The 26383-nt window shown below is 65.7% G+C and carries 20 protein-coding genes and 1 pseudogene; 10 read left to right on the forward strand and 11 right to left on the reverse strand.

All coding sequences use genetic code 11. The features are described from left to right. Nucleotides 1-112: 112 nt before the first annotated feature. From ACFW0B_RS12200 to ACFW0B_RS25995, 6 genes are all read right to left on the reverse strand, one after another. Nucleotides 113-3172, reverse strand: coding sequence for an efflux RND transporter permease subunit (locus ACFW0B_RS12200; RefSeq protein WP_449148422.1), 3060 nt, complete (start codon nucleotides 3170-3172; stop codon nucleotides 113-115). Continuing rightward, complete coding sequence (locus tag ACFW0B_RS12205) at nucleotides 3169-4185, reverse strand: efflux RND transporter periplasmic adaptor subunit (RefSeq protein ID WP_449148424.1); 1017 nt, start codon at nucleotides 4183-4185, stop codon at nucleotides 3169-3171. The genes ACFW0B_RS12200 and ACFW0B_RS12205 overlap by 4 nt, the downstream gene beginning before the upstream one ends. A gap of 108 nt (nucleotides 4186-4293) precedes the next feature. Further along, on the reverse strand, nucleotides 4294-5073 hold the full coding sequence (locus tag ACFW0B_RS12210; protein WP_449148426.1) for an ABC transporter permease: 780 nt from the start codon (nucleotides 5071-5073) through the stop codon (nucleotides 4294-4296). After that, entirely contained in the window at nucleotides 5070-6002 is a 933-nt protein-coding gene (locus ACFW0B_RS12215; protein ID WP_449148428.1) for an ABC transporter ATP-binding protein, read from the reverse strand. Before ACFW0B_RS12215 ends, ACFW0B_RS12210 begins: the two co-directional genes overlap by 4 nt. Nucleotides 6003-6119: 117 nt before the next feature. Continuing rightward, a complete protein-coding gene (locus tag ACFW0B_RS12220; protein ID WP_449148430.1) occupies nucleotides 6120-6740 on the reverse strand; it encodes a glutathione S-transferase family protein in 621 nt (206 codons plus the stop codon). Nucleotides 6741-6853: 113 nt separating this feature from the next. Continuing rightward, nucleotides 6854-8818, reverse strand: a complete 1965-nt coding sequence (locus tag ACFW0B_RS25995; protein WP_459251704.1) for a HAMP domain-containing methyl-accepting chemotaxis protein — start codon at nucleotides 8816-8818, stop codon at nucleotides 6854-6856. A gap of 261 nt (nucleotides 8819-9079) precedes the next feature. Between ACFW0B_RS25995 and ACFW0B_RS12235 the strand changes: the two genes are divergently transcribed. Beyond that, the gene (locus ACFW0B_RS12235; protein ID WP_449148432.1) at nucleotides 9080-11767 is read left to right on the forward strand and encodes a cation-transporting P-type ATPase; all 2688 of its coding nucleotides are present in this window, start codon (nucleotides 9080-9082) and stop codon (nucleotides 11765-11767) included. A gap of 557 nt (nucleotides 11768-12324) precedes the next feature. Here ACFW0B_RS12235 and ACFW0B_RS12240 read toward each other — a convergent pair. The 4 genes from ACFW0B_RS12240 to pobA all read right to left on the reverse strand — a co-directional run bounded on the left by ACFW0B_RS12240 (nucleotide 12325) and on the right by pobA (nucleotide 15100). Continuing rightward, the gene (locus ACFW0B_RS12240; protein WP_449148434.1) at nucleotides 12325-12933 is read right to left on the reverse strand and encodes a flavin reductase family protein; all 609 of its coding nucleotides are present in this window, start codon (nucleotides 12931-12933) and stop codon (nucleotides 12325-12327) included. A 91-nt stretch (nucleotides 12934-13024) separates the two neighbouring features. Next, nucleotides 13025-13513 carry a tetratricopeptide repeat protein gene (locus ACFW0B_RS12245; protein WP_449148436.1) on the reverse strand — a complete coding sequence of 163 codons (489 nt, stop codon included), beginning with the start codon at nucleotides 13511-13513 and terminating at the stop codon, nucleotides 13025-13027. A 132-nt stretch (nucleotides 13514-13645) separates the two neighbouring features. Further along, the gene (gene tatA, locus ACFW0B_RS12250; RefSeq protein ID WP_449148438.1) at nucleotides 13646-13858 is read right to left on the reverse strand and encodes a twin-arginine translocase TatA/TatE family subunit; all 213 of its coding nucleotides are present in this window, start codon (nucleotides 13856-13858) and stop codon (nucleotides 13646-13648) included. Nucleotides 13859-13912: 54 nt separating this feature from the next. Continuing rightward, the gene (gene pobA / locus ACFW0B_RS12255) at nucleotides 13913-15100 is read right to left on the reverse strand and encodes a 4-hydroxybenzoate 3-monooxygenase (protein ID WP_449148440.1); all 1188 of its coding nucleotides are present in this window, start codon (nucleotides 15098-15100) and stop codon (nucleotides 13913-13915) included. Between the two features lie 181 nt (nucleotides 15101-15281). Here pobA and ACFW0B_RS12260 point away from each other — a divergent pair, with 181 nt between their 5' ends. Continuing rightward, nucleotides 15282-16172 (forward strand): helix-turn-helix domain-containing protein, encoded by an 891-nt coding sequence (locus ACFW0B_RS12260; RefSeq protein ID WP_449148442.1) that lies wholly within the window; start codon nucleotides 15282-15284, stop codon nucleotides 16170-16172. A gap of 212 nt (nucleotides 16173-16384) precedes the next feature. Continuing rightward, on the forward strand, nucleotides 16385-17314 hold the full coding sequence (locus ACFW0B_RS12265; protein ID WP_449148444.1) for a SphA family protein: 930 nt from the start codon (nucleotides 16385-16387) through the stop codon (nucleotides 17312-17314). Between the two features lie 27 nt (nucleotides 17315-17341). Here ACFW0B_RS12265 and ACFW0B_RS12270 read toward each other — a convergent pair whose 3' ends face one another. Next, the gene (locus tag ACFW0B_RS12270; RefSeq protein WP_449148446.1) at nucleotides 17342-19162 is read right to left on the reverse strand and encodes a sigma 54-interacting transcriptional regulator; all 1821 of its coding nucleotides are present in this window, start codon (nucleotides 19160-19162) and stop codon (nucleotides 17342-17344) included. A 520-nt stretch (nucleotides 19163-19682) separates the two neighbouring features. Here ACFW0B_RS12270 and pchA point away from each other — a divergent pair. The 7 genes and pseudogenes from pchA to ACFW0B_RS12310 form a co-directional block, all read left to right on the forward strand. Further along, entirely contained in the window at nucleotides 19683-21158 is a 1476-nt protein-coding gene (gene pchA / locus ACFW0B_RS12275; RefSeq protein ID WP_449148448.1) for a 4-hydroxybenzaldehyde dehydrogenase, read from the forward strand. Between the two features lie 50 nt (nucleotides 21159-21208). After that, on the forward strand, nucleotides 21209-21544 hold the full coding sequence (locus ACFW0B_RS12280; protein ID WP_449148450.1) for a c-type cytochrome: 336 nt from the start codon (nucleotides 21209-21211) through the stop codon (nucleotides 21542-21544). A gap of 10 nt (nucleotides 21545-21554) precedes the next feature. After that, the gene (locus ACFW0B_RS12285; protein ID WP_449148452.1) at nucleotides 21555-22235 is read left to right on the forward strand and encodes a hypothetical protein; all 681 of its coding nucleotides are present in this window, start codon (nucleotides 21555-21557) and stop codon (nucleotides 22233-22235) included. A gap of 12 nt (nucleotides 22236-22247) precedes the next feature. Then, complete coding sequence (locus ACFW0B_RS12290) at nucleotides 22248-23816, forward strand: FAD-binding oxidoreductase (protein ID WP_449148454.1); 1569 nt, start codon at nucleotides 22248-22250, stop codon at nucleotides 23814-23816. 59 nt (nucleotides 23817-23875) lie between these two features. Further along, nucleotides 23876-24244 (forward strand): c-type cytochrome, encoded by a 369-nt coding sequence (locus ACFW0B_RS12295; protein ID WP_449148456.1) that lies wholly within the window; start codon nucleotides 23876-23878, stop codon nucleotides 24242-24244. A 73-nt stretch (nucleotides 24245-24317) separates the two neighbouring features. Then, nucleotides 24318-25517 carry a methyl-accepting chemotaxis protein gene (locus ACFW0B_RS26000; RefSeq protein ID WP_459251705.1) on the forward strand — a complete coding sequence of 400 codons (1200 nt, stop codon included), beginning with the start codon at nucleotides 24318-24320 and terminating at the stop codon, nucleotides 25515-25517. 371 nt (nucleotides 25518-25888) lie between these two features. Beyond that, nucleotides 25889-26056, forward strand: a pseudogene (locus ACFW0B_RS12310) (RES domain-containing protein); the annotation flags it as partial. Nucleotides 26057-26383 lie beyond the last annotated feature (327 nt).

A 26383-nucleotide genomic window follows, 5' to 3' on the forward strand; every position in this document is an offset into this window, starting at 1 on the left:
GGGCGAATTCATTCGCTGAGGGCAGCGCAGCTACCCCGAACGCCCCAAGGGCAGACCTGCGGCCTGCTTAGCGATTGAAATCGCCCCCACAAGGAATCAGCCACCCGGCAATTCAAGCCGACGCGGCCTCCAGCCGGTGGATCGGCTTCCAGCGGCGTAGCTGCTGGTAGAGGGTCGGCACCACGAAGAGGGTGAAGAAGGTGCCCACCAGCAGGCCGCCAACGATCACCATGCCGATCTGCTGGCGGCTTTCCGCACCGGCGCCGCTGGCGATGGCCAGGGGCACCGAGCCCAGCACCATGGCGCCGGTGGTCATCAGGATCGGCCGCAGGCGCTTCACCGAGGCTTCCATCACCGCTTCATGCAGCTCCACGCCCTGGCGCAGGAGCTGGTTGGCGAACTCGACGATGAGGATGCCGTGCTTGGTGATCAGGCCGATGAGGGTGACCATCCCCACCTGGGAGTAGATATTCAGGGTGCCGCCGAAGAGGGTCAGTGCGAGCAGCGCGCCGGCCATGGACAGCGGCACGCTGAAGAGGATGATCAGCGGGTCGATGAAACTCTCGAACTGCGCGGCCAGCACCAGATAGATGAACACCAGGGCCAGGGCGAAGATCAGCGCCACGCCGCTGCTGGAGTCCTTGAAGTCCCGCGAGGTGCCGGTGTAGTCGAACTGGGTATCCGGCGGGAACACCGCGCGGGCCGCCTCCTCCAGATAATCCAGGGCCTCGCCCAGGGTGTAGCCGGAGCCGACGTTGGCGGTGACCGTCACCGCGCGCAACTGGTTGAAATGGTTGAGCTCCCGCGGCGCCACGGTTTCCCGCACTTCGATCAGGTTGGCCAGCTGCACCATGCTGTCGTTGCGGCCGCGCACATAGACGCGGTTGAGGTCGTCGGGGTTGCTGCGGTCGACGTTGGCCAGTTGCACCAGCACGTCGTACTGCTCGCCGTTCTGCTTGAAGCGGGTCACCTGGCGGCTGCCGAACAGGCTTTCCAGGCTACGGCCGATGGCGGCGACGTCGGTGCCCACGGCCACCGCCTGTTCGCGGTTGACCGTGACCTTCAGTTGCGGCGAGTTGAGCTTGAGGTCGCTGTCCAGGCTCTCCAGCCCCGGATAGTCGCGCACCCTTTCCATCAGTTGGTCGACGTAGGCCTGCAGCTCGCTGTACTCCAGCGAGGAGCGGATCACGAAGTTCACCGGCTGGTTGCGGGCGCTCTGCCCCAGGGGCGGCCGGTTGATGGGGAAGGCACGCACGCCGGGGATGTCACGCAGTTTGGGCAGGAGTTCGTCGCGAATCTCGAACTGGCTGCGCTCGCGGGCGTCCCAGGCCTCGAGTTTGAGGAATGACAGCCCCTGGGCCACGGTCGGGAAGCCCACCACCACCATGTAGCGGTTGGCTTCGGGGATCGACTGGTAGGCCTCTTCCAGCATCTTCGCGTAGCGGCTGGTGTATTCGATGGTGGCGCCGTCGGGACCGTTGATGGAACCGACTATGGTACCGGTGTCTTCGGTGGGCGCCAGCTCGCTGCGCAGGCCGCTGAACAGCACCAGGCAGAGCACGAGGATGCCCGCCAGTAGCAGGACGATCAGCAGCCAGGCCCGCAGCACCCGCTCCAGCAGGTGGCGATAGCTGTAGGTCAGCCCATGGAGGAAGGATTCCACCAGGTTGTAGAAGCGCCCATGCTGTTGCGCCGCGTGGGGCCTGAGCAGCTGTCCGCACATCATCGGCGACAGGGTCAGGGCGACGAAACCGGACACCAGCACCGCACCGGCCAGGGTCCAGGAAAACTCCGTGAAGAGCTTGCCCGACGTGCCCTGCATGAAGCCGATGGGGGCGTAGACCGCCGCCAGGGTCAGGGTCATGGCGATCACCGCGAAGGCGATCTCGCGGCTGCCCTTGAAGGCCGCCTGGATCGGCGACATGCCCTCCTCTATGTGCCGGTGGATGTTCTCCAGCACCACGATGGCATCGTCCACCACCAGGCCGATGGCGAGCACCATGGCCAGCAGCGTCAGGGTGTTGATGGAGAAACCCAGCAGCACCATGAGGCTGAAGGCGCCGATCAGCGAAACCGGGATGGTGACCAGGGGAATCAGGGTGGCGCGCAGGGAGCGTAGGAACAGGAAGATGATCAGGATGACCAGCAGCACCGCTTCCCAGATGGTGGTGTAGACGTTGTCGATGGACTCACGGATGAACAGCGAGTTGTCGTTGGCGATGGTCATTTTCATGCCGTCGGGCAGCAATGCGCGGATTTCCGGCAGCGCGGCATCGAGCCCGTCGGAAATCTCCAGCGGATTGGCCGTGGCCTGTCTGACCAGCCCCAGGGACACCGCCGCGCGCCCGTTGAAGCGCACGATGCTGCGCTCGTCCGCCGCGCCCACTTCGGCGTGGCCGACATCGGCCAGGCGCAGCAGGTAGCCGCGCTGGTCGTTGAGGATCAGGTCGTTGAATTCCTCCGGGGTGCGCAGGTCGGTTTCCGACAGCACGGTGAACTCGCGCTGCACCGACTCGATACGCCCGGCGGGAATCTCCACGTTCTGCCGGCGCAGGGCATCTTCCACGTCCTGCACCGTGAGGTCGTGGGCGGCGAGTTTTTCCGGGTCCAGCCAGATGCGCATGGCGAAGCGCCGGGCACCGCGGATCTGCACTTCCGAAACGCCCGGAATGGTCTGCAGGCGGTCGCGTATCACCCGTTCCAGCACGTCGGTGATCTCCATCGCAGAGTGCTGCTCGCTGTAAAAAGCGAGCCAGATCACCGGCTGGGCATCGGCCTCGACCTTCTGCACGATGGGTTCGTTGATCTCGTCCGGCAACAGGCCACGCACGCGGCCCAGGCGGTCGCGCACGTCGCTGGCCGCTTCGTCGGCGTTGGTGCCGAGGCGGAACTGCGCGGTGATCTGGGTGTTTTCCGAACGGCTGATGGAGGCGACGAAGTCCAGGCCCTCGATGCCGGACAGCACGTCCTCGATGGGCTGCGCCACCTGGGATTCCATGATCTCCGGGCTGGCGCCGGGGTAAGTCACGTTGACGGTGACGATGGGCACGTCGATGTTGGGGTATTCCCGCACCGCCAGCCGCTGGTAAGCCAGCAGCCCGAGCAGGACCAGGATCAGCGACAGGACGGTGGCGAACACCGGCCTGCGGATGCACACATCCGAGAGGGTCATACGCCACCCCGCGCTACGGTGCGGACCTCCAGTCCCGGGCTGACTTTCTGCCAGCCCGCGGTAATGACCTGCTCGTTGCCCTGCAGACCTTCACGGACCTCAGCCTTGCCGCGAAGGCGCTGGCCGATCTTGATCGGACGCCGCTCCACCTTGCCGTCCACCACCAGGTTGACGAACAACTGCTGCCCCACGGGCATCACCGCTTCCTCGGGAATCAGCAGCGCTTGCGGGCGTTCGGCGAGGATCACCGAGACCTTCACGAACTGGCCGGGCTTGAGGCGGTGGTCGCGGTTGGGGATCTGCGCGCGGATCGCCTGGCTGCGGCCGACCTCGTCCAGGCGCGGGTTGAGGGCAATGATCTCGCCACGGAAGCGTTCGCCCGGGTAGGCGTCCAGGCTCAGCTCCACCGCCTGGCCGATGCTCACCTGGCTGACCGCCTTCTGCGGCACGCGGAAATCCACCTTGAGCGGGTCCAGCACTTCCAGGTTGACCAGGTCCTGGCCAGCGCTGAGGTAGTCGCCGACGCTCACCAGACGCAGGCCGAGGGTGCCGTCGTAGGGGGCGCGGATCTGGGTCTTGTCGAGGCGTGCCTGGGCCAGCGCCAGGCTGGCGCGGGCGGCCTGTTCCTGGGACAGGGACTCATCCTGGGCCTGGGCATTGCTGGCGCCGCGGGCGAACAGCATCTTCGCCCGCTGGTAGCTCTTTTCCGCCAGGTCCAGGTTGGCCCGCGCCTGGGCCAGCTCGGCGCGGGCGATGGCGTCGTCCAGGCTGACCAGCAGGTCGCCGCCCTTGACCGCCTGACCTTCGCGGAAATGCAGGGCAGCCACCCTGCCCTCCACTTCCGGGCGGATCATCACCGACTCGTCCGAACGCAGGGAGCCGAAGGTCACCAGCTCGTCACGCACCAGCGCCCGTTGCGGTTCGGCCACTTCCACCAGCGGCGCCTCCTGGGCCATGGCGGACAACGAGGCAAGTGCCCCGAAAAACAGCCACACACTGCGACGGAACTTCATCTGGAGCCTCTGGGACGATTCGGAAGGAAGGGAGCCTGCCGACTGTATCGGCAGGCCCCGCCAGTGGCATTACCGAAATAATGCCACTCTGTGTCGCGTTGTTTCTCCTTACTGACGCATGCCCCGTCCGCTCACCAACAGACGGATGCAGGCGATGTAGAGGATGACCATGGTCAGCAGCATCAGGGCGATGGCGACCCCGATGTTGATGTCGGAAACGCCGAGGATGCCGTAACGGAAGGAGTTGACCATGTGCAGGATCGGGTTGCCCAGGGACACCGTCTGCCAGAACGGCGGCAGCAGGTTGATCGAGTAGAACACGCCGCCCAGGTAGGTCAGTGGGGTCAGCACGAAGGTCGGGATGATCGAGATATCGTCGAAGTTGCGTGCAAATACGGCGTTGATGAAGCCCCCCAGGGAGAAGATGGTGGCGGTCAGCAGCACCACCAGCGCAGTCACCCCGATGTGGTGCACCTGGAGCTTGGTGAAGAACAGCGACAGGAACGTCACGATCACCCCCACCGCCAGCCCGCGCAGCACGCCGCCGATGGTGTAGCCGAGGAGGATGGTGTGCGCCGACACCGGCGAGACCAGCAACTCCTCCACCGAACGCTGGAACTTGCTGCCGAAGAAGCTCGACACCACGTTGCTGTAGGAGTTGGTGATCACCGACATCATGATCAGGCCGGGGACGATGTAGTCCATGTAGCTGAAGCCGCCCATGTCGCCGATCTGCCGGCCGATCAGGTTGCCGAAGATGACGAAGTACAGGGCCATGGTGATGGCCGGGGGCAGCAGGGTCTGCGGCCAGATCCGCATGAAACGGCGGACTTCACGGGTGACGATGGTATTGAGGGCGACCAGGTTGGCGGAGAGTTCCGAACTCATACGGCCACCTTCGCCAGGTTTTTCTCCACCAGGGACACGAACAGCTCCTCGAGGCGATTGGACTTGTTGCGCATGCTCAGCACGTCGATGTTCAGGGCGGCGAGCTGGCGGAACAGCTCGGTCAGGCCCTGGCTCTTCTCCACCTGCACTTCCAGGGTGTGGTCATCCACCAGCTCGGCCGGGTAGCCGTTGAGCTGCGGCACCACTTCCAGGGGTTCCTTGAGATCGAGCAGGAAGGTCTCCTTGTGCAGCTTCTTCAAGAGCTCCTTCATGCTGGTGTTCTCGACGATCCGGCCGTGGTCGATGATGCCGATGTTGCGGCAGAGCTGCTCGGCCTCTTCCAGGTAGTGGGTGGTCAGGATGATGGTGATGCCCTGCTCGTTGAGCTCGGTGAGGAAGCTCCACATGGAGCGGCGCAGCTCGATGTCCACGCCGGCGGTGGGTTCGTCGAGGATCAGCAGGCGCGGCTGGTGGATCAGCGCGCGGGCGATCATCAGGCGGCGCTTCATGCCGCCGGACAGCTCGCGGGACGCCGAATTGCGCTTCTCCCACAGGCCGAGCTGGGTCAGGTACTGCTCGGCGCGCTCCTTGGCGATTTTCGCCGGAATGCCGTAGTAGCCGGCCTGGGTGACGACTATGTCGAAGACCTTCTCGAACTGGTTGAAGTTGAACTCCTGGGGCACCACGCCCAGGCAGCGCTTGAGCGCGTAGGGCGATGTGTCCAGGTCGTTGCCGAACACGCTGACGCTGCCGCTGGTCTTGTTCACCAGGGTGGACAGGATGCCGATGGTGGTGGACTTGCCGGCGCCGTTGGGGCCGAGCAAGGCGAAGAAATCACCTTCGGCCACTTCCAGGTCGATGCCCTTGAGGGCCTGGAAGCCATTGCCGTAGGTCTTGGTCAACTGCCGGATGGACAGGGCGGAACTCATGATGGATTCGTCTGCTTCAAGGGGAAGTGGCTAGATAAGGCTGAGTGCCAGCAAATTCAACCGCGCATCGCTGCACATCAGCCTAGGTTCCAATGGCCGGGTCGGCGACCCGCTGGCTCAGGTGAGCGCCGTCATCACCGCCTTGCGATACGCGGGCCGTGCCTGCAGGCGCTCGTACCAGGCCTGGAGGTTGGGCAGCTCCGGTCGCAGGATGGGCATCTCGAACCAGGCATAGGCGAAGCAGCCCAGGGGGATATCGCCCATGGCGAAGGCATCGCCGGACAGGTACGGACGCTGGCCCAGGGCCCGCTCGGGAATGGCCAGCAGCTCGCCGCAACGGGTCAGCGCGGCGTCGACCAGCGCCTGGTTGCGCTCGGCCGGCGGCGTGCGCAGGGTGCCCCAGAACAGGTCGCGAAAGGGGGTGGCGAAGCTGGAGGTGGCCCAGTCCATCCACTTGTCGCCCTCGGCGCGCGCCACCGGAGACTCCGGGTACAGGGTGCCGGCGGCATAACGTGCGGCCAGGTAGCGGACGATGGCGTTGGACTCCCAGAGCACCAGGTCGCCATCCTCGATCATCGGCACCAGGCCGTTGGGATTGCGCGCGCGGTAGGCCGGCTCGTTGACCAGCCCGAAGGCGCCACCGGCGTCCCGTTGCTCGTAGGCGACCCCTGCTTCCTCCGCCGCCCAGAGCGCCTTGCGCACGTTGGTGGAATTGATTCGCCCCCAGATCTTCAGCATTGCGACACTCCAGGCCGGTTGGACAGGGGCACCATTCTAGGGTGCCGTGCCGGGCGACGGAATGCCGAATCCTCCAGATATTCCCGTTCGCGGAGGATTTCCGCGACAGCGTTCTAGAGCCTGAAGCTGCCCGCCATGCCCTGCAACTCCTGCCCCAGGCGCGCCAGCTGCACGCTGGATGTCGCGGTTTCATCCATGGCCCCGGCGGACTGGTCGGCAATGTCGCGGATGCTGGTGACACTGCGATTGATCTCTTCGGCCACCGCGCTCTGCTGTTCCGCTGCGGCAGCGATCTGCTGGTTCATCTGATGGATCAGGCTCACGGCCTCGGCGATGCCGGCCAGGGCTTCCTCGGTCAGGTTGGCGTCGCGCACGGTCAGGTCCACCAGGCTTTCGCTCTGCTGCATGTGCTCCACCGAGTTGCGCACGCCTTCGCGCAGGGTGGCGATCAGCCGCTCGATCTCGGCGGTAGACTGCTGGGTGCGCCGTGCCAGCGCCCGCACCTCGTCCGCCACCACGGCAAAACCACGGCCCTGCTCGCCGGCGCGGGCGGCCTCGATGGCGGCGTTGAGCGCCAGCAGGTTGGTCTGCTCGGCGACGCTCTTGATCACGTCCAGCACGGTGCCGATGCTCTGGGTGTCATGGTTCAGGCGCTGGATGCTGGTGGTGGTCTGCTCCATCGCCTGGGCCAGCTGGTTGATCCGCTCCAGGGTCTGGCGCACCACCTGGCTACCGGTGCTGACACGGTTGTCGGCCGCCTCGGTGGAACTGGCGGCGGCCTCGGCGTTACGCGCCACCTCCTGCACGGTGGCGGCCATTTCGCTCATGGCGGTGGCCACCTGGTCGGTTTCTTCCTTCTGGCCGTTTACGCCGACGCGGGTCTGCTCGGTGACGCTGGAAAGCGCCTGGGCCGAGGCGGAAATCTGCGCCACCCCGCCCTGCAGGCGGCCGACCATGTCCCGCAGGTTGGCGGACATGCCCCGCATGGCCTCCATCAGTTGGCCGATCTCGTCGCGGCGCTGCACCTCGATGCTGGCACTGAGATCGCCCTCGGCGATCTGCTGCGCCAGGCCGATGACCCGCCGCAGCGGCCGGACGATCAGCAGGCTGATCAGCACGGTGGCAGCCAGCCCGATCAGCAGCGCCAGCGCCGCCGCCAGCAGAATCAGCAGCGAGCTGGACTCCTGCTGCGCGTGCATCTCGGCCTTCTGCAGTTCATAGGCCCGCTCCACGGCCTGCACCACGCGGTCCGCTTCGGCGGCCAGGTGCGCGTACTCCTGGCGCTGCTGGGCCAGGGTGGCGGTGTATTCCTTGAGACGTTCGTTGAAGGAGTCGACGTTGCCGATCACTTCTGTGAGCACGGCGGCGTAGCCGGGGTCCTGCATGGCGTCGCGCAACTCGGCAGCGAGCTTCTGGGCATCCAGGGCTCCCTGGATCTGCGGCGCCTCCGCTTGCTCACTGCCTCGGCTCTGTTCCAGGCGCAGCCGGGCCTGGTTGAGCGCCTGCAGGAGCAACTGATAGACGCGGCCGATCTGCCCGCCCTGGAGCACCAGGTCGCCGCCTTGAGCCCCCTGGGAGCTTTTCAGCAAGTCGACGCCATCTTCGTTCAGCCCGCTCTGCAGCACATCGAGGCTGTTGGAGGCGCTGACCACCAGCCAGTTGGCCGCTTCCAGGGCCAGGCGCTGGCTATCGGTGAGTTCCACGTAACGGTCGAAGGCCCGCCGGTATTCGGCCATGGCCTGGGTGACTTCGCCCAGCGCATCGCGCTCCGGACCATCCAAGCGGGCGGCCAGCGCCTCGCTGCGGGCGACTATGGCTTCGGCCTGCTGGCGCAGCGCGTCGGCGTGCTTCGCATCGGAGGTGAGGGCGTAGTCCTTTTCCGTGCGGCGGATCACCAGCACGTCGCCGTTGATGGCGCGCATCTCTTCCAGCAGGCGGGCCCGGCCGTCCACGGCACGCAGGGCGGTGAAGCCGGTGGCGGCCACCACCAGGGTCAGCGCCAACACGACGCCGAACCCCAGCATCAGTTTGCTGGCGGTACTCAGGCTGGCCAGCCGGTGTTGCAAGACAGTCCACATGCTCCTACCTCCCCCAAGGCGACAACTGCATGGACGCGATCTGTCATCCGCTTCCCTGAAAGGACGAACATAGGAGCAGCCGGATGCTGGCGACAAGCCACAATCCCGCCTCGCATATCGCGCCTGCTGTTTTTGGCTAAGTGGAGGTCGTTTCTGGATCGCTTTCTATGCTTGCTACGAAAAGCCGAGAACTGACCCATGCCAATAAAGGAACCTGGCCTGAGAACTAGGCTTGCCCCAGGACTCGCCAAGGAGCACGCCATGACCGCGCCATCGCCCACCCACTGGCACGCCCGGACAGTCGAGGACAGCCTGCAGCACCTGGACAGCGGGCCGGCCGGACTGGACGCGGAGGAAGCCGAGCGCCGCCTGGCCAGCTTCGGGCCCAACCGCCTGCCCGAACGCGCCGGACCCGGCCCGCTCAAGCGCTTCCTGCTGCAATTCCACAACCTGCTCATCTATGTGCTGCTGGCCTCGACCCTGGTCACCCTGGCCCTGGGCGAATGGCTCGATAGCGCGGTGATCTTCGGCGTGGTGCTGATCAACGCCGTGGTCGGTTTCATCCAGGAAGGCAAGGCGGAGTCGGCCATGCGCGCCATCCAGAAGCTGCTGACCCTGGGTAGCCGGGTCAAACGCAACGGAGAAGTGCGCCAGGTTCCGGCCGAAGACCTGGTACCGGGCGACCTGGTGTTGCTGGAAGCCGGCGACCGCGTACCGGCGGACCTGCGCCTGGTGGAAACCCGCGACCTGCGCATCGAGGAAGCCGCGCTCACCGGCGAGTCCGTGCCCGCCGACAAGACCTGCCGCCCCGTCACCGCCGACGCCAGCCTGGGCGACCGTCACAGCATGGCCTACTCCGGCACCCTGGTCAGTGCCGGCAGCGGCGTCGGCCTGGTGGTGGCGACCGCGGGCGAGACCGAACTCGGGCGCATCAGCCACCTGCTGGGCACCGTGGAGCAGCTGCAGACTCCGCTGCTGGCCGACATGGCCCGCTTCGCCCGCCAACTCACCCTGATCATCCTGCTGCTGGCGGCGGCCACCTTCGTCTTCGGCATCCTGCTGCGTGGCTACAGCGCCGCCGACATGCTGATGGCCGCTGTGGGCCTGGCCGTGGCCGCCATCCCCGAGGGCCTGCCCGCGGTGCTGACCATCATCCTCGCCCTGGGCGTGCAGCGCATGGCGCGCCGCAATTCGATCATCCGTCGCCTGCCCGCCGTGGAGAGCCTGGGCGCGGTGACTGTGGTCTGCTCCGACAAGACCGGCACCCTGACCCGCAATGAAATGACGGTGCAGCGCGTCTACACCGCCGCCCGCCGCTACGAGATTTCCGGCGTGGGCTATGCGCCCGAAGGTGATTTCAGCCCCGGCGGCGACCTGGCCCATGACCTGCACGAACTCGCCCGCGCCGGGCTGCTGGCCAACAGTGCCAGCCTCTGCGAGGTGAACAGTCAGTGGTGCATCACCGGCGACCCCACCGAAGCCGCCCTGCTCACCCTGGCCGGCAAGCTGCAGCTCGACGCGAGCGACGAAGCCTTGCGCCAGCCCCGGGTGGACGCCATTCCCTTCAGCTCCGAGCGCCGCTACCTGGCCAGCCTGCACCGCGACGAAAAAGGCCAGGGCGTGATCTACCTGGTGGGTGCGCCGGAACGCTTGCTGGAAGTCTGCGACCAGCAATGGCGCGACGGCGCCGCCGAGCCGCTGGACCCGCGCATCTGGGACGACGTACTGGAAGAAGGCGCGGCCGCCGGCCTGCGCATGATCGGCCTGGCCCGTCGCGTCGTCGGCAGCGGCCAGCACGAGCTGGACCACGCCGACCTGGACGGCGGCTTCGTGCTGCTGGGCCTGGTGGGGATGATGGACCCGCCGAGGGAGGAAGCCATCCGCGCCATCGAGGAGTGCCACAGCGCCGGCATCCACGTGAAGATGATCACCGGCGACCACGCTGCCACCGCCGCCGCCATCGCCGAACGCCTGGGGCTGCCGGCCGGCAACCCGCTGACCGGCGCCGACCTGGACGACCTGACCGACGCCGAACTGGATGCCCTGCTCCGGGAAACCAGCGTGTTCGCCCGCACCAGCCCGAGCCACAAGCTGCGCCTGGTGGAACGCCTGCAGGCGATCGGCGAGCGGGTGGCCATGACCGGCGATGGGGTCAACGACTCCCCTGCCCTCAAGCGCGCCGACATCGGCATCGCCATGGGCATCAAGGGCACCGAGGCGGCCAAGGAGGCGGCGCAGATGGTCCTGGCTGACGACAACTTCGCCACCATCGCCCACGCGGTGGAGGAAGGCCGCACCGTCTACGACAACCTGAAGAAGTCCATCCTCTTCATCCTGCCCACCAACGGCGCCCAGGCCTTCGTCCTGCTGACCGCCATCCTGCTCGGCCTGACGCTGCCGATCACGCCGCTGCAGATCCTCTGGGTGAACATGATCACCGCGGTCACCCTGGCCCTGGCGCTGGCTTTCGAGCCCGCCGAAGACGACCTCATGGCGCGGCCACCAAGGGACCCGAAGGCGCCGCTGCTATCCGGCGAGTTGCTCTGGCTGATCCTGCTGGTATCGGTGCTGCTGACCCTGGCCAGCCTGGGGCTGTTCATCCACGTCCAGCAACTGGGCTGGAGCATGGAAGCCAGCCGCACCCTGGCGGTGAATGCCCTGGTCTTCGGCGAAATCGGCTACCTGTTCAGCAGCCGGCGCCTCAATGGCCCGGCGCGCTTCGGCCTACGGGACAACCCGATGGTCTGGGCCATGGTGGGACTTATGGTGCTGCTGCAGCTGGGCTTCACCTACTTGCCCGCATTCCAGTCGCTGTTCGGCACCGCCGGGCTGGGCCTTGCGGGCTGGAGCTGGTGCCTGGCCACGGCGGTCGCCACCTGCGGGGTCGTCGAAGTCGACAAGTGGCTGCGCCACTGCATCGCCCGCAAAAGACGCCAGCCACTTGGCTGATCCTGGTCAGGCCCCTGCCGATCACCAACGGCCGCAGGCGACCGGTAAGGCTATGTCTGAGTTAGCCGTTGCAGTGGTGAAGGAAAGACTCTAGCCCGGTGCTTACAGCTTTCCGTACCCGCCTGAAGCTTCCCTCTCCCCCGCCCCTCTCCCGCAAGCGGGAGAGGGGTGACTCGCGCCGGCGAGGCACCAGTCATCCTGAAGCAACCTGCGGCCTGAAACATGGCTGAAGCGGTGGGGCAGCGACCCCGCCCCTTCAGGAGGCCGAACGGAATCGTTGCGCAGGGGGAAGAGCGGCATGGATGCCGCGAGAGGCGTGCGGGGCCATGGATGGCCCCTCACGCCGGGCCCCGGAGCAACGATGGAGGGAGGGAACCCCGGCGCAGCCGGGGCCGGATGCAGGGGCAAGTTTTTTGGTTCCTTTTCAACGACTGGAAAAGGGACTCGCCCGGGTGGGCGAAACCAGAAACATCCCCTGAACTCGGTAATCAGCCAGGCTCCGCAGTTCTAGCAACACTTAATGCAGACATAGCCATCGCTAGCGCAGAAGGTCCAACTCAGGCCGGCCGCACCATGTTGAAGGTGTCGCGGGTGCGGGTGTAGGCGCTGCCGCCCAGGCGCCCCACCAGGTCCAGGCGCTGCGGGTCCACCCGGCCGGCGTCGGTCAGCACCGCGTCATCGATGTGCGCCAGCAGCACCTCGGCGAACACCAGGTGGCAATTGGGATTGGCGCGCGGATAGGGCTGGATTTCTGCCAGATTGCACTCGAAGGCCACCGCCGCGCCCTGCACGCGCGGCGGCCGCACGCGCAGCGACGGCTCAGTGGCGATCCCGCAGGCCTCGAACTCGCTCTCGCCATGGGGCAGCAGCGCCGCGCTGGCATTCATCGCCTGCGCCTGCTCGAAGGACACCAGATGGATCACCAGCTCGCCGGTGTCCTGCACGTTGCGCAGGGTGTCCTTGAGCTGCCCGTCGCCGCGGGTGTTGATGTTCACCAACAGGGTTGCCGGATTGTCGCTGATGATCTGAAAGAAACTGAACGGCGCCAGGTTGCTGACCCCATCCCTGGACAAGGTGGAAACCCAGGCGATGGGGCGCGGCGTGATGGTAGAGGCCAGCCAGCGATAGGCATCCAGCGGTGCCAGCTGGGAGAAATCGAGCTGCATGGAAAGGCTCCAGCGGGAAGGAAGCGGCGATTATGCCCTGCCACCGAAGGCGCCAGATAGACGCATCGAGGCCGCGCACACCACACAAGGGTCAATAGGCCTCGCTCCCACCGGCGGAGACACCCGCCGCATGACGCGCCGGCACGTAGGGGCCAAGACCGACCCGGACCTCGGCCTGTTCGTCCACCTCCACTTCAGCCTCCGAACCGCCCTCTACACCCGGCCCCATGGCCTGCCTGGCGGCCTGGATCAGCTGCAGATTGCGACTGCGCAGATCGACGTCGTTGCGGGTTCGCGCGTTGGATCGCATCGCCAGCGCCACGGCCTGGGCATATTGCCCCTGCCGGAAGCGCACCTGCCCCAGATGGTGGAGGATCGCGGGATTGTTCGGTTCGATGCGCAGGGCGCGCTCCAGCGTATCTCCCGCCAGCTCGACCTCGCCGTATTCCAGTTGCAGCGAGGCTGCTTCCAGCAAGGCGCCCGAGGCGCCGTTGTTGCGAGCCCCGGCAGCGTACGCGGGCCATGCAACGGCCGCGCAGAAGGCGAGCATCAGGGTCGAGAAGAGATTCCGGGCGTACATCGACGGGCTTCACCTGGCATCAAGGCATGGCGGGATGGGGAAATCACGGCGAAATCCGACTCTCGCCGACACACCAAGTTCCCGCCGCCCGGCAACCCGGACATGAAAAACGCGCGCCCTCGGGGACACGGCTCAGGGCCGGGAAGGACTCCGTTGCTCGATGCGCGCGGCGCCATCACCCTCGGTGCGAAGCGGCTCACCCTTGTCCTCGGTGGCCAGAGAGCGGCGAAAACCGCGGATCGACTCGCCCAGGTCGGCCCCCAGGCTTTTCAGACGCTTGCCGCCGAACAGCACCAGCACCACCAGCAACAGCACCAGCCAGTGCTTCCAGTCGAAGATTCCCATGGGCATTCCTCCAGGTTGGAATCGGCCCCGCCGCGCAAGGCGGGGCCAGCCGTATCAGCAGACCTCTTCGTAGGGCAGGCCGACGTAGTTCTCGGCGATGTTCACCAGGCCGGCATGGGAGTTCAGGTAGTACTCGCGGTCGGCTTCCTGCATCTTCCGGTCCCAGGCGTCCATGTGGCCGTCGAAGTCGTGCAGCAGGTTGGTCATGAACCAGCTGAAACGCTCGCCCTTCCACACCCGGCGCAGGGCCAGTTCCGAGTATTTCTCCAGCAGGTCGGTGCGGCCCTCGCGATAGACCTTCACCAGGATGCGATACAGGTAGCACACGTCCGAAGCGGCCAGATTCAGGCCCTTGGCACCCGTAGGCGGGACGATATGGGCGGCGTCGCCGACCAGGAACAGGTTGCCGTACTGCATCGGCTCCACCACGAAACTGCGCAGCGGGGCGATGCTCTTCTCCAGGGACGGGCCGGTCTCCAGCCTGTCTGCCACATCCTTCGGCAGGCGCGCCTTGAGTTCGGTCCAGAAGCGCTCATCGGACCAGTCTTCCACCTTGTCGGTCAGCGGCACCTGCAGGTAGTAGCGGCTGCGGGTCAGGGAACGCTGGCTGCACAGCACGAAACCGCGCTCGTGGTGGGCGTAGATGAGTTCCTCGTTGACCGGCGGGGTATCGGACAGCAGGCCCAGCCAACCGAACGGATAGACCCGCTCGTACTCGGTCAGCACACCCTCCGGGATGCTCTTGCGCGACACGCCGTGGAAGCCGTCGCAACCGGCGATGTAGTCACACTCGATGCGGTGGGTCTGGCCGTCCTTCTCGAAGGTGACGTAGGGCTTCTCGCCCTTGAGCTCATGCAGCTGCACGTCGGCGGCCGAGTAGATGATGCGGGCACCGCTGGCCGCGCGGGCATCCATCAGGTCACGGGTGACCTCGGTCTGGCCGTAGACCACCACGCTCTTGCCATTGGTGAGTTCGGTGAGATGCACCGGCACCCGCTTGCCATCGAGAACCAGTTCGACACCTTCATGCACCAGGCCTTCGGCATCCATGCGTTCGCTGACGCCGGCCTCGCGAAGCATGTCGACAGTGCCCTGCTCCAGCACGCCGGCGCGGATGCGGCCGAGCACGTAATCGGGGGTCTGGCGCTCGACGATGATGTTGTCGATACCGGCCTTGTACAGCAGTTGGCCAAGCAGCAATCCGGAAGGACCGGCACCAATGATGGCAACCTGGGTTTTCATTGTTTTTGTCTCGCAAAAGGGGCTTGAGGCCAGGGACACAGAAATAGGCCTCAAACACGTGGGTTAAGGTTCCCCTGCATTTTTGCTGACACAAATCTGAAAAGAAGGTCAAAATCCCGCCATTAATTGCACTTTTGAAAACTGCGTCCGATTATCGAACGCCCCTCCACCAGGCTACCCCATGAAGACCAGCATTCCAGGCGTCCCCGTATTCAAGCTTTATGGCGAGAACCAGGCCTGGCCGACCCCCGACCTGTTGCACTGCGAATCCATTCCGAAACGCAGCAGCCTGCACCACTGGGAAATCAAGCCGCACCGCCACGCCGACCTGTTCCAGCTGCTCTATGTGCAGCGCGGCCAGGCGGTGGTGGAAGTGGAAGGACGGCGCAGCGACATCCTCGAACCCTCGATCCAGGTCACCCCTCCACTCTGCGTTCACGGTTTCCAGTTCTCCGAGAGCATCGAGGGGCACGTGCTGACGCTGGGGGCGCCCCTGGTGGAGCAGCTGGAAGCGCAACTCGGTGCCCCCCTCACGGTGCTGGCCTCCTCGGGCTGTTACCCGGTGGGCGCCGACCGCCGCTACATCACCACCCTGTTCGCTGCCCTGCTTGAGGAATACGAAGGCAGCGCGCCATCCCGCGATCTGGTGCTCAATTCCCTGGTCAACGTGCTGATGGTCTGGATCAGTCGGCGCAGCCAGCAGAATTTGCCACCCAGCGGCCGCGACGAACGTAACCGGCAGCTGCTGGGGCGCTTCATCAAGCTGGTGGAACAGCACTACCGCGAACACCTGACAGTGGAGACCTACGCCCACCGCCTGGACCTGTCCAGCGTCCACCTGAACAAGCTGTGTCGCCAGCTGGCCGGCCAGAGCGCGCTGCAGATCATCCACCAGCGCCTGCTGCTGGAGGCCCGGCGCAACCTCATCTACACCAACATGACCGTCGCCCAGGTGTCCGACAGGCTGGGCTTCACCGACCCCACCTACTTCTCGCGCTTCTTCCGCCGCCTCAACGGCCAGACGCCCAATGCCTTCCGCCGCGCCAGCGGCCAGGGCGGCGGCGATGACTAGACCGGCGTCGAGAATTCTCCAGGTTGCGGAAATTTCTTAACAACCTGTCGCCACAGCAAAGGCCAGCAGCCTTCTAACGGAGTAAAAGCCGCGAACAGGCATCTATCTTCTGCAAAAATGCGGATCTCATGACTGGCACACTTATTGTTTAGGGCAGCTTCCGGGCAAGCCACCGGCCTTGCTCGCGCTCAATAACAACAAGGCTGCATTTCATGAACAAGAAATCCCTCTGCTCCACCGCCATTGCCTGCACCACCTGCCTGCTGCTCGCCGGCCCCACCCAACTGGCCCAGGCCACCGAAGGCGGCCTGTCGTCCTGGCCGATGGGCATCGAGATCTACGGCATGGGCATCCTGCCTCCGCCCGGCACCTACGGTCAGGTGTTCGTCGGCAACTACCTGGCTGACTCCCTGCGTGACAACGCCGGCGACAAGGCCGCCGACATCGACCTGCGGGTCACCACCATCGTGCCGCGTTTCGTCTGGGTCACCGAACAGCAGGTGCTCGGCGGCAACCTCGGCTTCCACGCCCTGCTGCCGCTCAACGACATTCGCCTGAACATCAAGAACGGCCCCCACGACCACAAGCGCGGCATCGGCGACGCCCACTTCGGCCCGGTGGTCGGCTTCCACCACAGCGACAAGTTCCACACCGCCGTCGGCGTCGATTTCGTAGCCCCCACCGGAAGCTACGACAAGGACGACCTGGTCAACCTCGGCAACAACTACTACACGGTACAGGCGGTGTACGCGATGACCTACACCGACCCCAATGGCTTCAACGCTGACGTGCGCCTGATGCACGACTACAACTTCGAGAACCGCGACACCCACTACCAGTCGGGCCGCGAACTGCATGCCGACTACACCCTGGGCTGGGGCCTGGGCAACGGCTGGGTGGTGGGCGTCGGCGGCCACGCCTACAAGCAGATCAGCGACGACAAGTGCAGCGTCTCCAACTGCGCCGCGGCCGCCCAGGTGGACGCCAATGACGGCAACCGTGGCCGCAGCTTCTCCATTGGCCCGGCCGTGCAGTACACCGGCGATGGCTGGTTCCTCAGCGCCAAATGGCAGGACGAAAGCGGCGTGCGCAACCGCGCCGAAGGCCAGACCTACTGGCTGAAGTTCACCATGCCGCTCTGATCCGCCGGTAACCGGCCAAGGGGTGGATCACTCCCCCTTGAGCCGGTAACTGATCTGCGCGCGGCTCATGCCCAGCATCTGTGCCGCCGCGGTGAGGTTGCCGCCGGTGCGTTCCAGCGCCAGGCGCACCAGGCGTTGTTCGATTTCCTTCAGCGAAGTGCCCAGCACCCGCTCGCGGCCACTGATAAAAGCCTGCAGGTCAGCCAGCTCCGGCTCCACCATCAACGGCTCGCCAGCCTCAGGCGCCGCCCCCTCACTGGCCGGAGCGTCAAGGCGGCCTTCGGCAGTCAGGCCGATACCACCCGCCCGCAACGGCTCGCCTGCCTCGGCCAGGTGTACCAGGTCCATCACCTCGCCATCGCCCGCGGCGATCACGCCCCGTTCGATCAGGTTCTGCAGCTCGCGGATATTGCCGGGAAAGCGGTAGGTCAGCAGGGCGTTGACCAGTCGCGTGCTGAAACCAATCGGCTTGAGCCCGTGGCGCGCGCTGAACTTGCGCAGGAAATAGCTCATCAGCAGCGGGATGTCTTCACGGCGCTCGCGCAAGGGCGGCAGGTGGATGGGGAAGACGTTCAGCCGGTACAGCAGGTCCTCGCGGAAGCGCCCTGCTTCCACCTCGCGGCGCAGGTCCACATTGGTGGCGGCGATGATCCGCACATCCACCGGAATCGCCGTGGTGCCGCCCACCCGCTCGATCTCGCCCTCCTGCAGCACCCGCAGGATCTTGCTCTGGGCGCTGAGGCTCAGGGTGGCGATCTCGTCGAGGAACAGGGTGCCGCCTTTTGCCCGTTCGAATCGTCCGGGGCGGGAACGGTCGGCTCCGGTGAAGGCGCCGCGCTCCACACCGAAGAGTTCCGCCTCCAGCAGGGTTTCCGGCAGCGCCGCACAGTTGAGCGCCACCAGCGGCGTATGGTGACGCGGGCTGGCCTGGTGCAGGGTGCGCGCGAACAGCTCCTTGCCCACCCCCGATTCACCCGTGAGCAGTACGGTGGCCTGGGTCGGCGCAACGCGGTAGAGCTGCTGGCTGGCGGCGACGAAGGCGGCGGAAATACCCACCATGGCCTGGCCCTCGGGCGGCTCATCCAGCTCGGCCATTTCCGTTTCGTCGGCCGAGCCGTAGGTGCTGCGGCTGAGAAAATCACTGACATCCAGATGGGCCAGATCGGTATCAATGTCCTCCCACTGCTCCGCCGGCTTGCCGACGATGCGGCAGGCCGAATGCCCCATGCAACGACACTCCTGTTCGCGGAACACCACCAAGCGTCCCAGCAGGGAAGAGGCATAGCCACTGGCGTAGCCCACCTCCATCCAGCAGGCCGGCTCGCTGCCCAGCCCGTAGCTGGCGATGTGCTCGTCGGCTTCCAGGGAGTTGTGCCAGAAGAACTCCGAATAGAAGTGGCCGATGCTGGAGTCGATGTCAAAGCGCACCACCTCGACGTTCACCATGCCCTCCAGCATGTGCAGGCGCGGGCCGGCGCTGTAGAGGCTGGCGTGGTCGCCCTCGGGCCACTGCGCGCTGACCTGGGCTGCATCCCGCGCCCCTGCCTGCCAGCCGATTCGCGTAAGAAGGCCACGTGCCTTGTCCAGACCCAGGGCTTCCACCAGTTCGCGGCGGATGGCGCCGAAGGCGGCCCCCTGAAGCAACATCATGCGCTGGCCACAAAGCCAGATATTGCCGTCCTGGGGGGCGAAGGTGATGGTCTCGGCCAGCTGCTCGGCTGTCGGCAGCCCGGTGCTGCCGAACTGGTCGGCTCGATCGACGATCAGGCGTTTCTGCCGGCCGAGCAGCTGCTTGAGGAATTCATCCCCCATGGCGCGGCCGGGATTGCTCGAGGTTTTACGAGTCATGGTCATGGGCAGGAGGCAGGAGGCAGGGAAAAGAGCCATTCAGTATGCCCGGGTGAAATGGCCGGTCAATTGGCCGGTCGGCACCTTCGCACGCCATTACCCGATAACCGCACAGACTTCTGCGCAGCGCTCCGGGGAAGTTTCAGCACTGGCGGAGACTTCTCTGCAGAAATTTCCGCGCCAACTCCCCGCAAAGCTCTCACGGAGGCTCGGGCATTTCGCACAAAATAAACCTAAGTGCTTGTTTTAACAGGAATAAATAAAAACACACAGAACTGGCACGGTAGTTGTTAAAGGCCTGACGCGTGCAGCTCACAACAACAACGCAGGTTACGGCCCATGAACCACTTCCCACCGTCTGGCTACCCCGCTCGCCCTCCCGCACAACGGCTTCGTTGTTGATACCCGACCGCACAGCCGCAGGTCCGATGCCCGCGCGCTGCGCCTGAGGCTCCGCCACGCCCCAAGCAACCAGCGGATTCCGCCCCCGGCGGCCCTTCGCACAAATAAGAGAGACCCCATGGACATTACCCGCCCTGCCTACCAGAACCTCGAGCTACAGCCCCTTGCCGGGCAATGGCGCGCCGGCAGTACCGGTCGCCAGCTGGAAGTGTTCGATCCCTACAACGACCAGCGCCTGCTGAGCATCACCCTGGCCAGCCGCGAGGACCTCGATGCGGCCTACCGCGCGGCCCGCGACAGCCAGCGGGAATGGGCCGCCAAGGCGCCGGCCGAGCGTGCCCGGGTACTCCTGGAAGCGGTGAAGATCTTCGACCAGCGCCGCGAGGAGATCATCGACTGGATCATCCGCGAGTCCGGCAGCACCCGCATCAAGGCGCAGATCGAATGGGGCGCCGCCCGCGCCATCACCCTGGAATCGGCCAGCCTGCCGAACCGTGTGCACGGGCGCATCGTCGCCTCCAACATCCCCGGCAAGGAGAGCCGCGTCTACCGCGCCCCACTCGGGGTGATCGGCGTGATCAGTCCGTGGAATTTCCCCCTGCACCTCACCGCCCGTTCCCTGGCGCCGGCCCTGGCCCTGGGCAATGCGGTAGTGGTCAAGCCGGCCAGCGACACCCCGGTCACCGGCGGCCTGCTGCTGGCGCGCATCTTCGAGGAAGCCGGCCTGCCGGCGGGCGTGCTCAGCGTGGTGGTGGGCTCGGGCGCGGAAATCGGCGACGCCTTCGTCGAGCATCCGGTGCCAGCTTTCATTTCGTTCACCGGCTCTACCCAGGTGGGCCGCAACATCGGCCGCATCGCCAGCGGCGGCGAATACCTCAAGCATGTGGCGCTGGAACTGGGCGGCAACAGCCCCTTCGTGGTGCTGGCCGACGCTGACCTGGAACAGGCAGTCAGCGCCGCCGTGGTGGGCAAGTTCCTGCACCAGGGCCAAATCTGCATGGCGGTCAACCGCATCATCGTCGAGCAACCGCTGCTGGAAGCCTTCACCAAGCGCTTCGTCGAGCGCGTCAAGGCCCTGCCATACGGTGACCCGAGCAAGCCCGAAACCGTGGTCGGCCCGGTGATCAACGCCAAGCAGCTGGCTGGTCTGAAGGAGAAGATCGCCACCGCCCAGGCCGAGGGCGCCACCCTGCTGGTGGGCGGCGAGCCCCAGGGCAACGTCATGCCGCCCCATGTGTTCGGCAACGTCACCGCCGACATGGAAATCGCCCGCGAGGAAATCTTCGGCCCGCTGGTGGGCATCCAGTCCGCGCGCGATGCCGAGCACGCCCTGGAGCTGGCCAACCGCAGCGAGTACGGCCTGTCCAGCGCGGTATTCACCGGCAGCCTGGAGCGCGGCGTGCAGTTCGCCCAGCGCATCCATGCCGGTATGACCCACGTGAACGACATCCCGGTCAACGACGAACCCAACGCCCCCTTCGGCGGCGAGAAGAACTCGGGCCTCGGCCGCTTCAACGGCGACTGGGCCATCGAGGAGTTCACCACCGACCACTGGATCACCCTGCAACACAGTCCGCGGCCCTATCCGTTCTGATGCGCCGCATTACCAACACCCAGCACCACCAATAAAAAACGGAGTTCGAAATGTCCTCACTCCTCAACAGCAAAGCTGTGAAACGGCCCTTGCTGGCCGGCCTTGCACTGCCCCTTGTCCTGCTCTCCGGCCTGGCCTTCGCTGATGGCGACGGCGTCTGGAAAAGCGGCGAGAACGTCTACCAGAAAATCTGCGGGCACTGTCACGAAGCCAAGGTGGGCCCGGTGATCACCGGGCGCCAGCTGCCGCCGGAATACATCACCGCCGTGGTGCGCAATGGCTTCCGCGCCATGCCGGCATTCCCGGCTTCCTTCATCGACGACAAGGCCCTGCGCCAGGTCGCCGAGTACATCTCCAAGACCCCCGCGCCCGCGGCCAAGCCCTGAGGTAACGGCCATGAACATCGAACGTCGTACCCTGCTCAAGGGCATGGCCCTGGGCGGGCTGGCCGGCGCCGCCATGAGCGCCTCCAGCCTGGCGATGACCAGGACAATGCTCAATGGCCAGGCCCAGCCGCTGCCCACCCTGGTGCTGGTGGATGGCGAGGCTGCCGGCAAGGCCTTCCTCACCGGAGTCGGCTCCAGCGCCGCGGCCAAGGCCGAGGTGCAGCGCACCGGCCTGGGCCTGGACTTCCTCCTCGGCCTGGAGAAGCGTCTGCACAGCGGCCAGCCGCAACGCATCATCGGCCTGGTGGATGACGCCAGCGCCGCGCTCATCCTCGACCTCGCCCGCAGCAGCGGCGCACGGGTGCAATGGCTCGGCCAGCACAGCGCGGTCGCCGGCGCCACCCGCCATCGCCTGCTCAGCGCCGACAGCGCCCGGGGCTGCAGCCTGCGCCTGGGTGAGCAGCTGCACGCCTGCGGCGGTGGCTTCAGCCTGAGCGAAGAGCATCCCCTGGGCGGCCGGCCCTTGCAGCTGGCCGGAGCCGCGCGCAGCGGCGGTTCCGCGCAATGGGCAGCCAGCCTCGGCCACAGTCTGGCCAGCCTGGGCAGCGCCGACAGCGCCACGGCCCCGCGCCTCGCCAGCCACTACCCGGCGCTCGCCGGGCAATTCGTTTCGTTCTCGATCCTGGCTTGAAGGAGCTGACAGATGACCGAGCAAACCCAGAACACCCTGCGTCCCCGTGGCGTGAATGACGCCAACTTCCAGCAAGCCCTGGACAAGTTCCGCAAGCTGCTGGGCGAGGACAACGTCCTGGTCAAGGACGAACAACTCATCCCCTACAACAAGATCATGATGGCCGTGGACAACGCCGAACACGCGCCGTCCGCCGCCGTCACCGCCACCACCGTGGAACAGGTGCAGGGCGTGGTGAAGATCTGCAACGAACACAGCATTCCCGTGTGGACCATCTCCACCGGCCGCAACTTCGGTTACGGGTCGGCGGCCCCCGGCCAACGCGGCCAGGTGATCCTCGACCTGAAGAAGATGAACAAGATCCTCCACGTCGACCCAGAGCTGTGCACCGCCCTGGTGGAGCCTGGGGTGACCTACCAGCAGCTGTACGACTACCTGCAGGAAAACAACATCCCGCTGATGCTGTCCTTCTCCGCACCGTCGGCCATCGCCGGCCCGCTGGGCAATACCATGGACCGCGGTGTGGGCTACACCCCCTACGGCGAGCACTTCCTCATGCAGTGCGGCATGGAAGTGGTCCTGGCCAACGGTGACGTCTACCGAACCGGCATGGGCGGGGTTAAGGGCGACAACGCCTGGCAGGTATTCAAGTGGGGCTACGGCCCGACCCTGGACGGCATGTTCACCCAGGCCAACTACGGCATCTGCACCAAGATGGGCTTCTGGCTGATGCCCAAGCCGCCGGTGTTCAAGCCTTTCGAGATCAAGTTCGAGAACGAGTCCGACATCAGTGAGATCGTCGAATTCATCCGCCCGCTGCGTATCGCCCAGGTCATCCCGAACTCCGTGGTGATCGCCGGCGTGCTCTGGGAAGCCTCCACCTGCAACACCCGCCGCTCGGACTACACCACCGAGCCGGGCGCCACGCCGGACACCATCCTCAAGCAGATCCAGAAGGACAAGAACCTTGGCGCCTGGAACGTCTACGCCGCCCTCTACGGCACCCAGGAACAGGTGGACGTGAACTGGAAGATCGTCACCGGCGCCCTGGCCAAGCTGGGCAAGGGCAAGATCGTTACCCAGGAAGAGGCCGGTGATACCCAGCCCTTCAAGTACCGCGCCCAACTGATGTCCGGCGTGCCGAACCTGCAGGAATTCGGTCTGTACAACTGGCGTGGGGGCGGCGGCTCCATGTGGTTCGCCCCGGTCAGCCAGGCCCGCGGCAGCGAATGCGACAAGCAGCAGGCGCTGGCCAAGAAGATCCTCAACAAGCACGGCCTGGACTACGTCGGCGAGTTCATCGTCGGCTGGCGCGACATGCACCACGTAATCGACGTGCTGTATGACCGCACCAACCCCGAGGAAACCCAGCGCGCCAACGCCTGCTTCAACGAGCTGCTGGATGAGTTCGAGAAACATGGCTACGCCGTGTACCGCGTCAACACCGCGTTCCAGGAGCGCGTGGCGCAGAGCTACGGCGATGTGAAGCGGCGTCTGGAGCACACCATCAAGCGTGCCCTGGACCCGAACAACATCCTCGCGCCCGGCAAGTCCGGCATCGACCTGGCCAACGACTTCTAAAACCAGCAAGGCCTCGCCGGGTTATCCCGGCGAGGCCTTTTTCATCTGCAGGAAACACCATGCTGCACAAACAACTCCTCGCAGCCGGCCTGGCGTTGGCCTCCTCCCTCGCCTTCGCCCAGGGCGACGCCACCCGGGGCCAGGCCCTGTTCGCCGCCCAATGCGGCTTCTGCCACAGCACCGAAGCCGGCAAGCACCTCTTAGGCCCGAGCCTTCACGGTGTATACGGCCGCGCCAGCGCCCGGGCACCGGGGTTCGGCTACTCCGCGCCACTCAAGGGCGCCGGCCTCCAGTGGAACGACGCCAACCTGGACAAATGGCTGACCAGCCCCGCCGCCATGGTGCCGGGCACCCTGATGATGTACCCGGGCCAGCCCGGCGCCGAGGCACGCCAGGACCTGATCGCCTATCTCAAGAGCCTGAAGTAACAGATCCGGCCCGCACTCCCATCGCGGGCTGGTGCCGCCCGTTCCAGTCACGACCCGACAAAGGAATCCCCACGTGCCTCCTGTTTTCTCCCTGCGCAGCCAGTCCCGGGTGCTTCTCGGCGTCTTGCTGCTGTCCGTGCTGCTTCCGTCCCTGATCGGTCTCGGCATCCTGTCCGAGCGCCTTGGCGAGCTCGGCGCTCCCGTGGACCGAACCTGGTTCATCGGGCTGCCGCTAGCCGCCGCTGTGCTGGCCTGGCTGTTCGGCTCCTGGCTGGTCCGGTGCCGCCTGGCCGAGCCCCTGGGACGGCTGACCGATCATATCGAGCAACTCAGCCAGGGGGTCTCCAGCGCACGGTTAAACCTGGATCGCCGTGACGAGTTGGGGCAGCTGGCAACCGCCGCCAATGCCCTCAATGATCGCCTTTCGGACACCTTCGCGAGCCTGGGGCAAGGCTCGAAGCAGCTGGACAAGACCAGCGACGAACTGAACGCCATCGCGGCCTACTTTGGCCAGGGCATCCAGGACCAGAACCTGCGCACCGACCAGGTGGCAACCGCCATGGAGGAAATGTCCGCCGCGGCCCAGGAGGTAGCCGGCGCCACCGCCCGGGCCGCACGCGCGGCGGACGATGCCGAGCAGGCCACCCAGCAGGGCGAGCAGGCCATGGTGGGCATGGTCAATTGCATCCACGATGTGCGCGACGAGATCACCAGCACGGCCAAGGTCATCCACCAGCTGGAAGCCGACAGCGGGCGGATCGGTGAGGTGCTGGCGGTCATCCACAGCATCGCCGAGCAGACCAACCTGCTGGCGCTGAACGCCGCCATCGAAGCCGCCAGGGCCGGGGAAAGTGGCCGGGGTTTCGCCGTGGTGGCAGACGAGGTGCGCAACCTCGCACAGCGCACCGCCGAGTCCACCGCTGAAATCAACACCATCATCGCTGCCGTGCAGAAGGGAGCCGCCAGCGCAGTGCAGGCCATCGAAAGCGGCAGGCGCAGCAGCGACAGGGGCGTGGAGCAGGTGCAGCTGGCCGGCCGCATCCTCAATGGCGTGACCGACGCCGTGCAGACCATCCGCGACATGGCGCAACAGATCGCCACCGCCGCCGAGGAGCAGACCCTGGTGGCCGGGGATATCTCGCGCAATCTCAGCCAAGTGGTGGAGATCGCCGCCGGCAACGAGGAAAGCGTTCGCCAGACCGAAACCACCGGTCGCAAGCTGCGCGAACTGTCGGCCTCGCTATCCGGGCTGGCTGCGCTGCAGGTGCGTTGACGAACTCTGGTGCCCGGGGACGTTGTCGCACACGGCGCGTAACAGGTCCCACCGATATCACCCCAGGCACCCTGTCATGCTGTCGCAAAGCCCCCCTTCAGGGCTGGCAAGGCAGCAAGGACGACCTCGTAGCCGGCTTTTCGGGACAGACCAGGGCGGTGCGCTGTTTGGTGGAAGAAAAGAGCGTCTTCCACCCTACTCACTACGAAACCATGAGCAGCAGGTTACGGGCTCGCCCGTAATGGGGCGGCGCCAAGGCAAGGAGCAGACTATCCGGCCTGGCTCCCAACAAGGTTCGCCCAGTCAGCTTGTGGCCCGGATGAAATCCGGGGACATGGACACATATCCTGGGAGCCGAGGTTAAACGAACCGGGGGCACAGGCCTTCGCTACAACTCGGTTCGCTCTCCAGGCAACGTCTACTGGGCACTGATGACCCCACGGCCTGTTACCTCAATCATCCAGACCGCACATTTTGAAATGATCTGGAGCGGACAAATAATCAGCGTAAACCAGATCACGACGTTACCAGCCGGATAGCTTCGGGCGCAGAGGGTAAGTTTGCCCTCGACCATGACTGCCGGCTTGTCTGCCAGCGAGACGTGGATCTTCGACTTGGTTAGCTGTTGATCGATGTTGTGCCAAGCGCAGCAAAGCCCGGATTTCACGCCGAGCGTATTTGCATCACAACCACCTGCGCCCCCGCGCCTGTCAGTCGGTAAATTCCTCGCCGAACAGCGCCTGCAGAGCCTGTTCCTCGGGGCGATCTGGTAACGGCTCATGTAGGGCACGAAACAGACCACGTCCAGCAACGCAATTGGGGAAGCCAGGTAAAGGGACCAGGCCAAACCCCCGGTGCGCACGGTG

This window comes from Metapseudomonas phytobenefica, from assembly GCF_043392685.1.
In the GTDB taxonomy this organism is placed as follows: Bacteria; Pseudomonadota; Gammaproteobacteria; order Pseudomonadales; family Pseudomonadaceae; genus Metapseudomonas.

What these genes read in the sequence shown, in the direction of transcription:
- ACFW0B_RS12200 (WP_449148422.1), bottom strand. Translation starts at nt 3,172, where the DNA reads ATGACCCTCTCGGATGTGTGCATCCGCAGGCCGGTGTTCGCCACCGTC.
- ACFW0B_RS12205 (WP_449148424.1), bottom strand. Translation starts at nt 4,185, where the DNA reads ATGAAGTTCCGTCGCAGTGTGTGGCTGTTTTTCGGGGCACTTGCCTCG.
- ACFW0B_RS12210 (WP_449148426.1), bottom strand. Translation starts at nt 5,073, where the DNA reads ATGAGTTCGGAACTCTCCGCCAACCTGGTCGCCCTCAATACCATCGTC.
- ACFW0B_RS12215 (WP_449148428.1), bottom strand. Translation starts at nt 6,002, where the DNA reads ATGAGTTCCGCCCTGTCCATCCGGCAGTTGACCAAGACCTACGGCAAT.
- ACFW0B_RS12220 (WP_449148430.1), bottom strand. Translation starts at nt 6,740, where the DNA reads ATGCTGAAGATCTGGGGGCGAATCAATTCCACCAACGTGCGCAAGGCG.
- ACFW0B_RS25995 (WP_459251704.1), bottom strand. Translation starts at nt 8,818, where the DNA reads ATGTGGACTGTCTTGCAACACCGGCTGGCCAGCCTGAGTACCGCCAGC.
- ACFW0B_RS12235 (WP_449148432.1), top strand. Translation starts at nt 9,080, where the DNA reads ATGACCGCGCCATCGCCCACCCACTGGCACGCCCGGACAGTCGAGGAC.
- ACFW0B_RS12240 (WP_449148434.1), bottom strand. Translation starts at nt 12,933, where the DNA reads ATGCAGCTCGATTTCTCCCAGCTGGCACCGCTGGATGCCTATCGCTGG.
- ACFW0B_RS12245 (WP_449148436.1), bottom strand. Translation starts at nt 13,513, where the DNA reads ATGTACGCCCGGAATCTCTTCTCGACCCTGATGCTCGCCTTCTGCGCG.
- tatA (WP_449148438.1), bottom strand. Translation starts at nt 13,858, where the DNA reads ATGGGAATCTTCGACTGGAAGCACTGGCTGGTGCTGTTGCTGGTGGTG.
- pobA (WP_449148440.1), bottom strand. Translation starts at nt 15,100, where the DNA reads ATGAAAACCCAGGTTGCCATCATTGGTGCCGGTCCTTCCGGATTGCTG.
- ACFW0B_RS12260 (WP_449148442.1), top strand. Translation starts at nt 15,282, where the DNA reads ATGAAGACCAGCATTCCAGGCGTCCCCGTATTCAAGCTTTATGGCGAG.
- ACFW0B_RS12265 (WP_449148444.1), top strand. Translation starts at nt 16,385, where the DNA reads ATGAACAAGAAATCCCTCTGCTCCACCGCCATTGCCTGCACCACCTGC.
- ACFW0B_RS12270 (WP_449148446.1), bottom strand. Translation starts at nt 19,162, where the DNA reads ATGACTCGTAAAACCTCGAGCAATCCCGGCCGCGCCATGGGGGATGAA.
- pchA (WP_449148448.1), top strand. Translation starts at nt 19,683, where the DNA reads ATGGACATTACCCGCCCTGCCTACCAGAACCTCGAGCTACAGCCCCTT.
- ACFW0B_RS12280 (WP_449148450.1), top strand. Translation starts at nt 21,209, where the DNA reads ATGTCCTCACTCCTCAACAGCAAAGCTGTGAAACGGCCCTTGCTGGCC.
- ACFW0B_RS12285 (WP_449148452.1), top strand. Translation starts at nt 21,555, where the DNA reads ATGAACATCGAACGTCGTACCCTGCTCAAGGGCATGGCCCTGGGCGGG.
- ACFW0B_RS12290 (WP_449148454.1), top strand. Translation starts at nt 22,248, where the DNA reads ATGACCGAGCAAACCCAGAACACCCTGCGTCCCCGTGGCGTGAATGAC.
- ACFW0B_RS12295 (WP_449148456.1), top strand. Translation starts at nt 23,876, where the DNA reads ATGCTGCACAAACAACTCCTCGCAGCCGGCCTGGCGTTGGCCTCCTCC.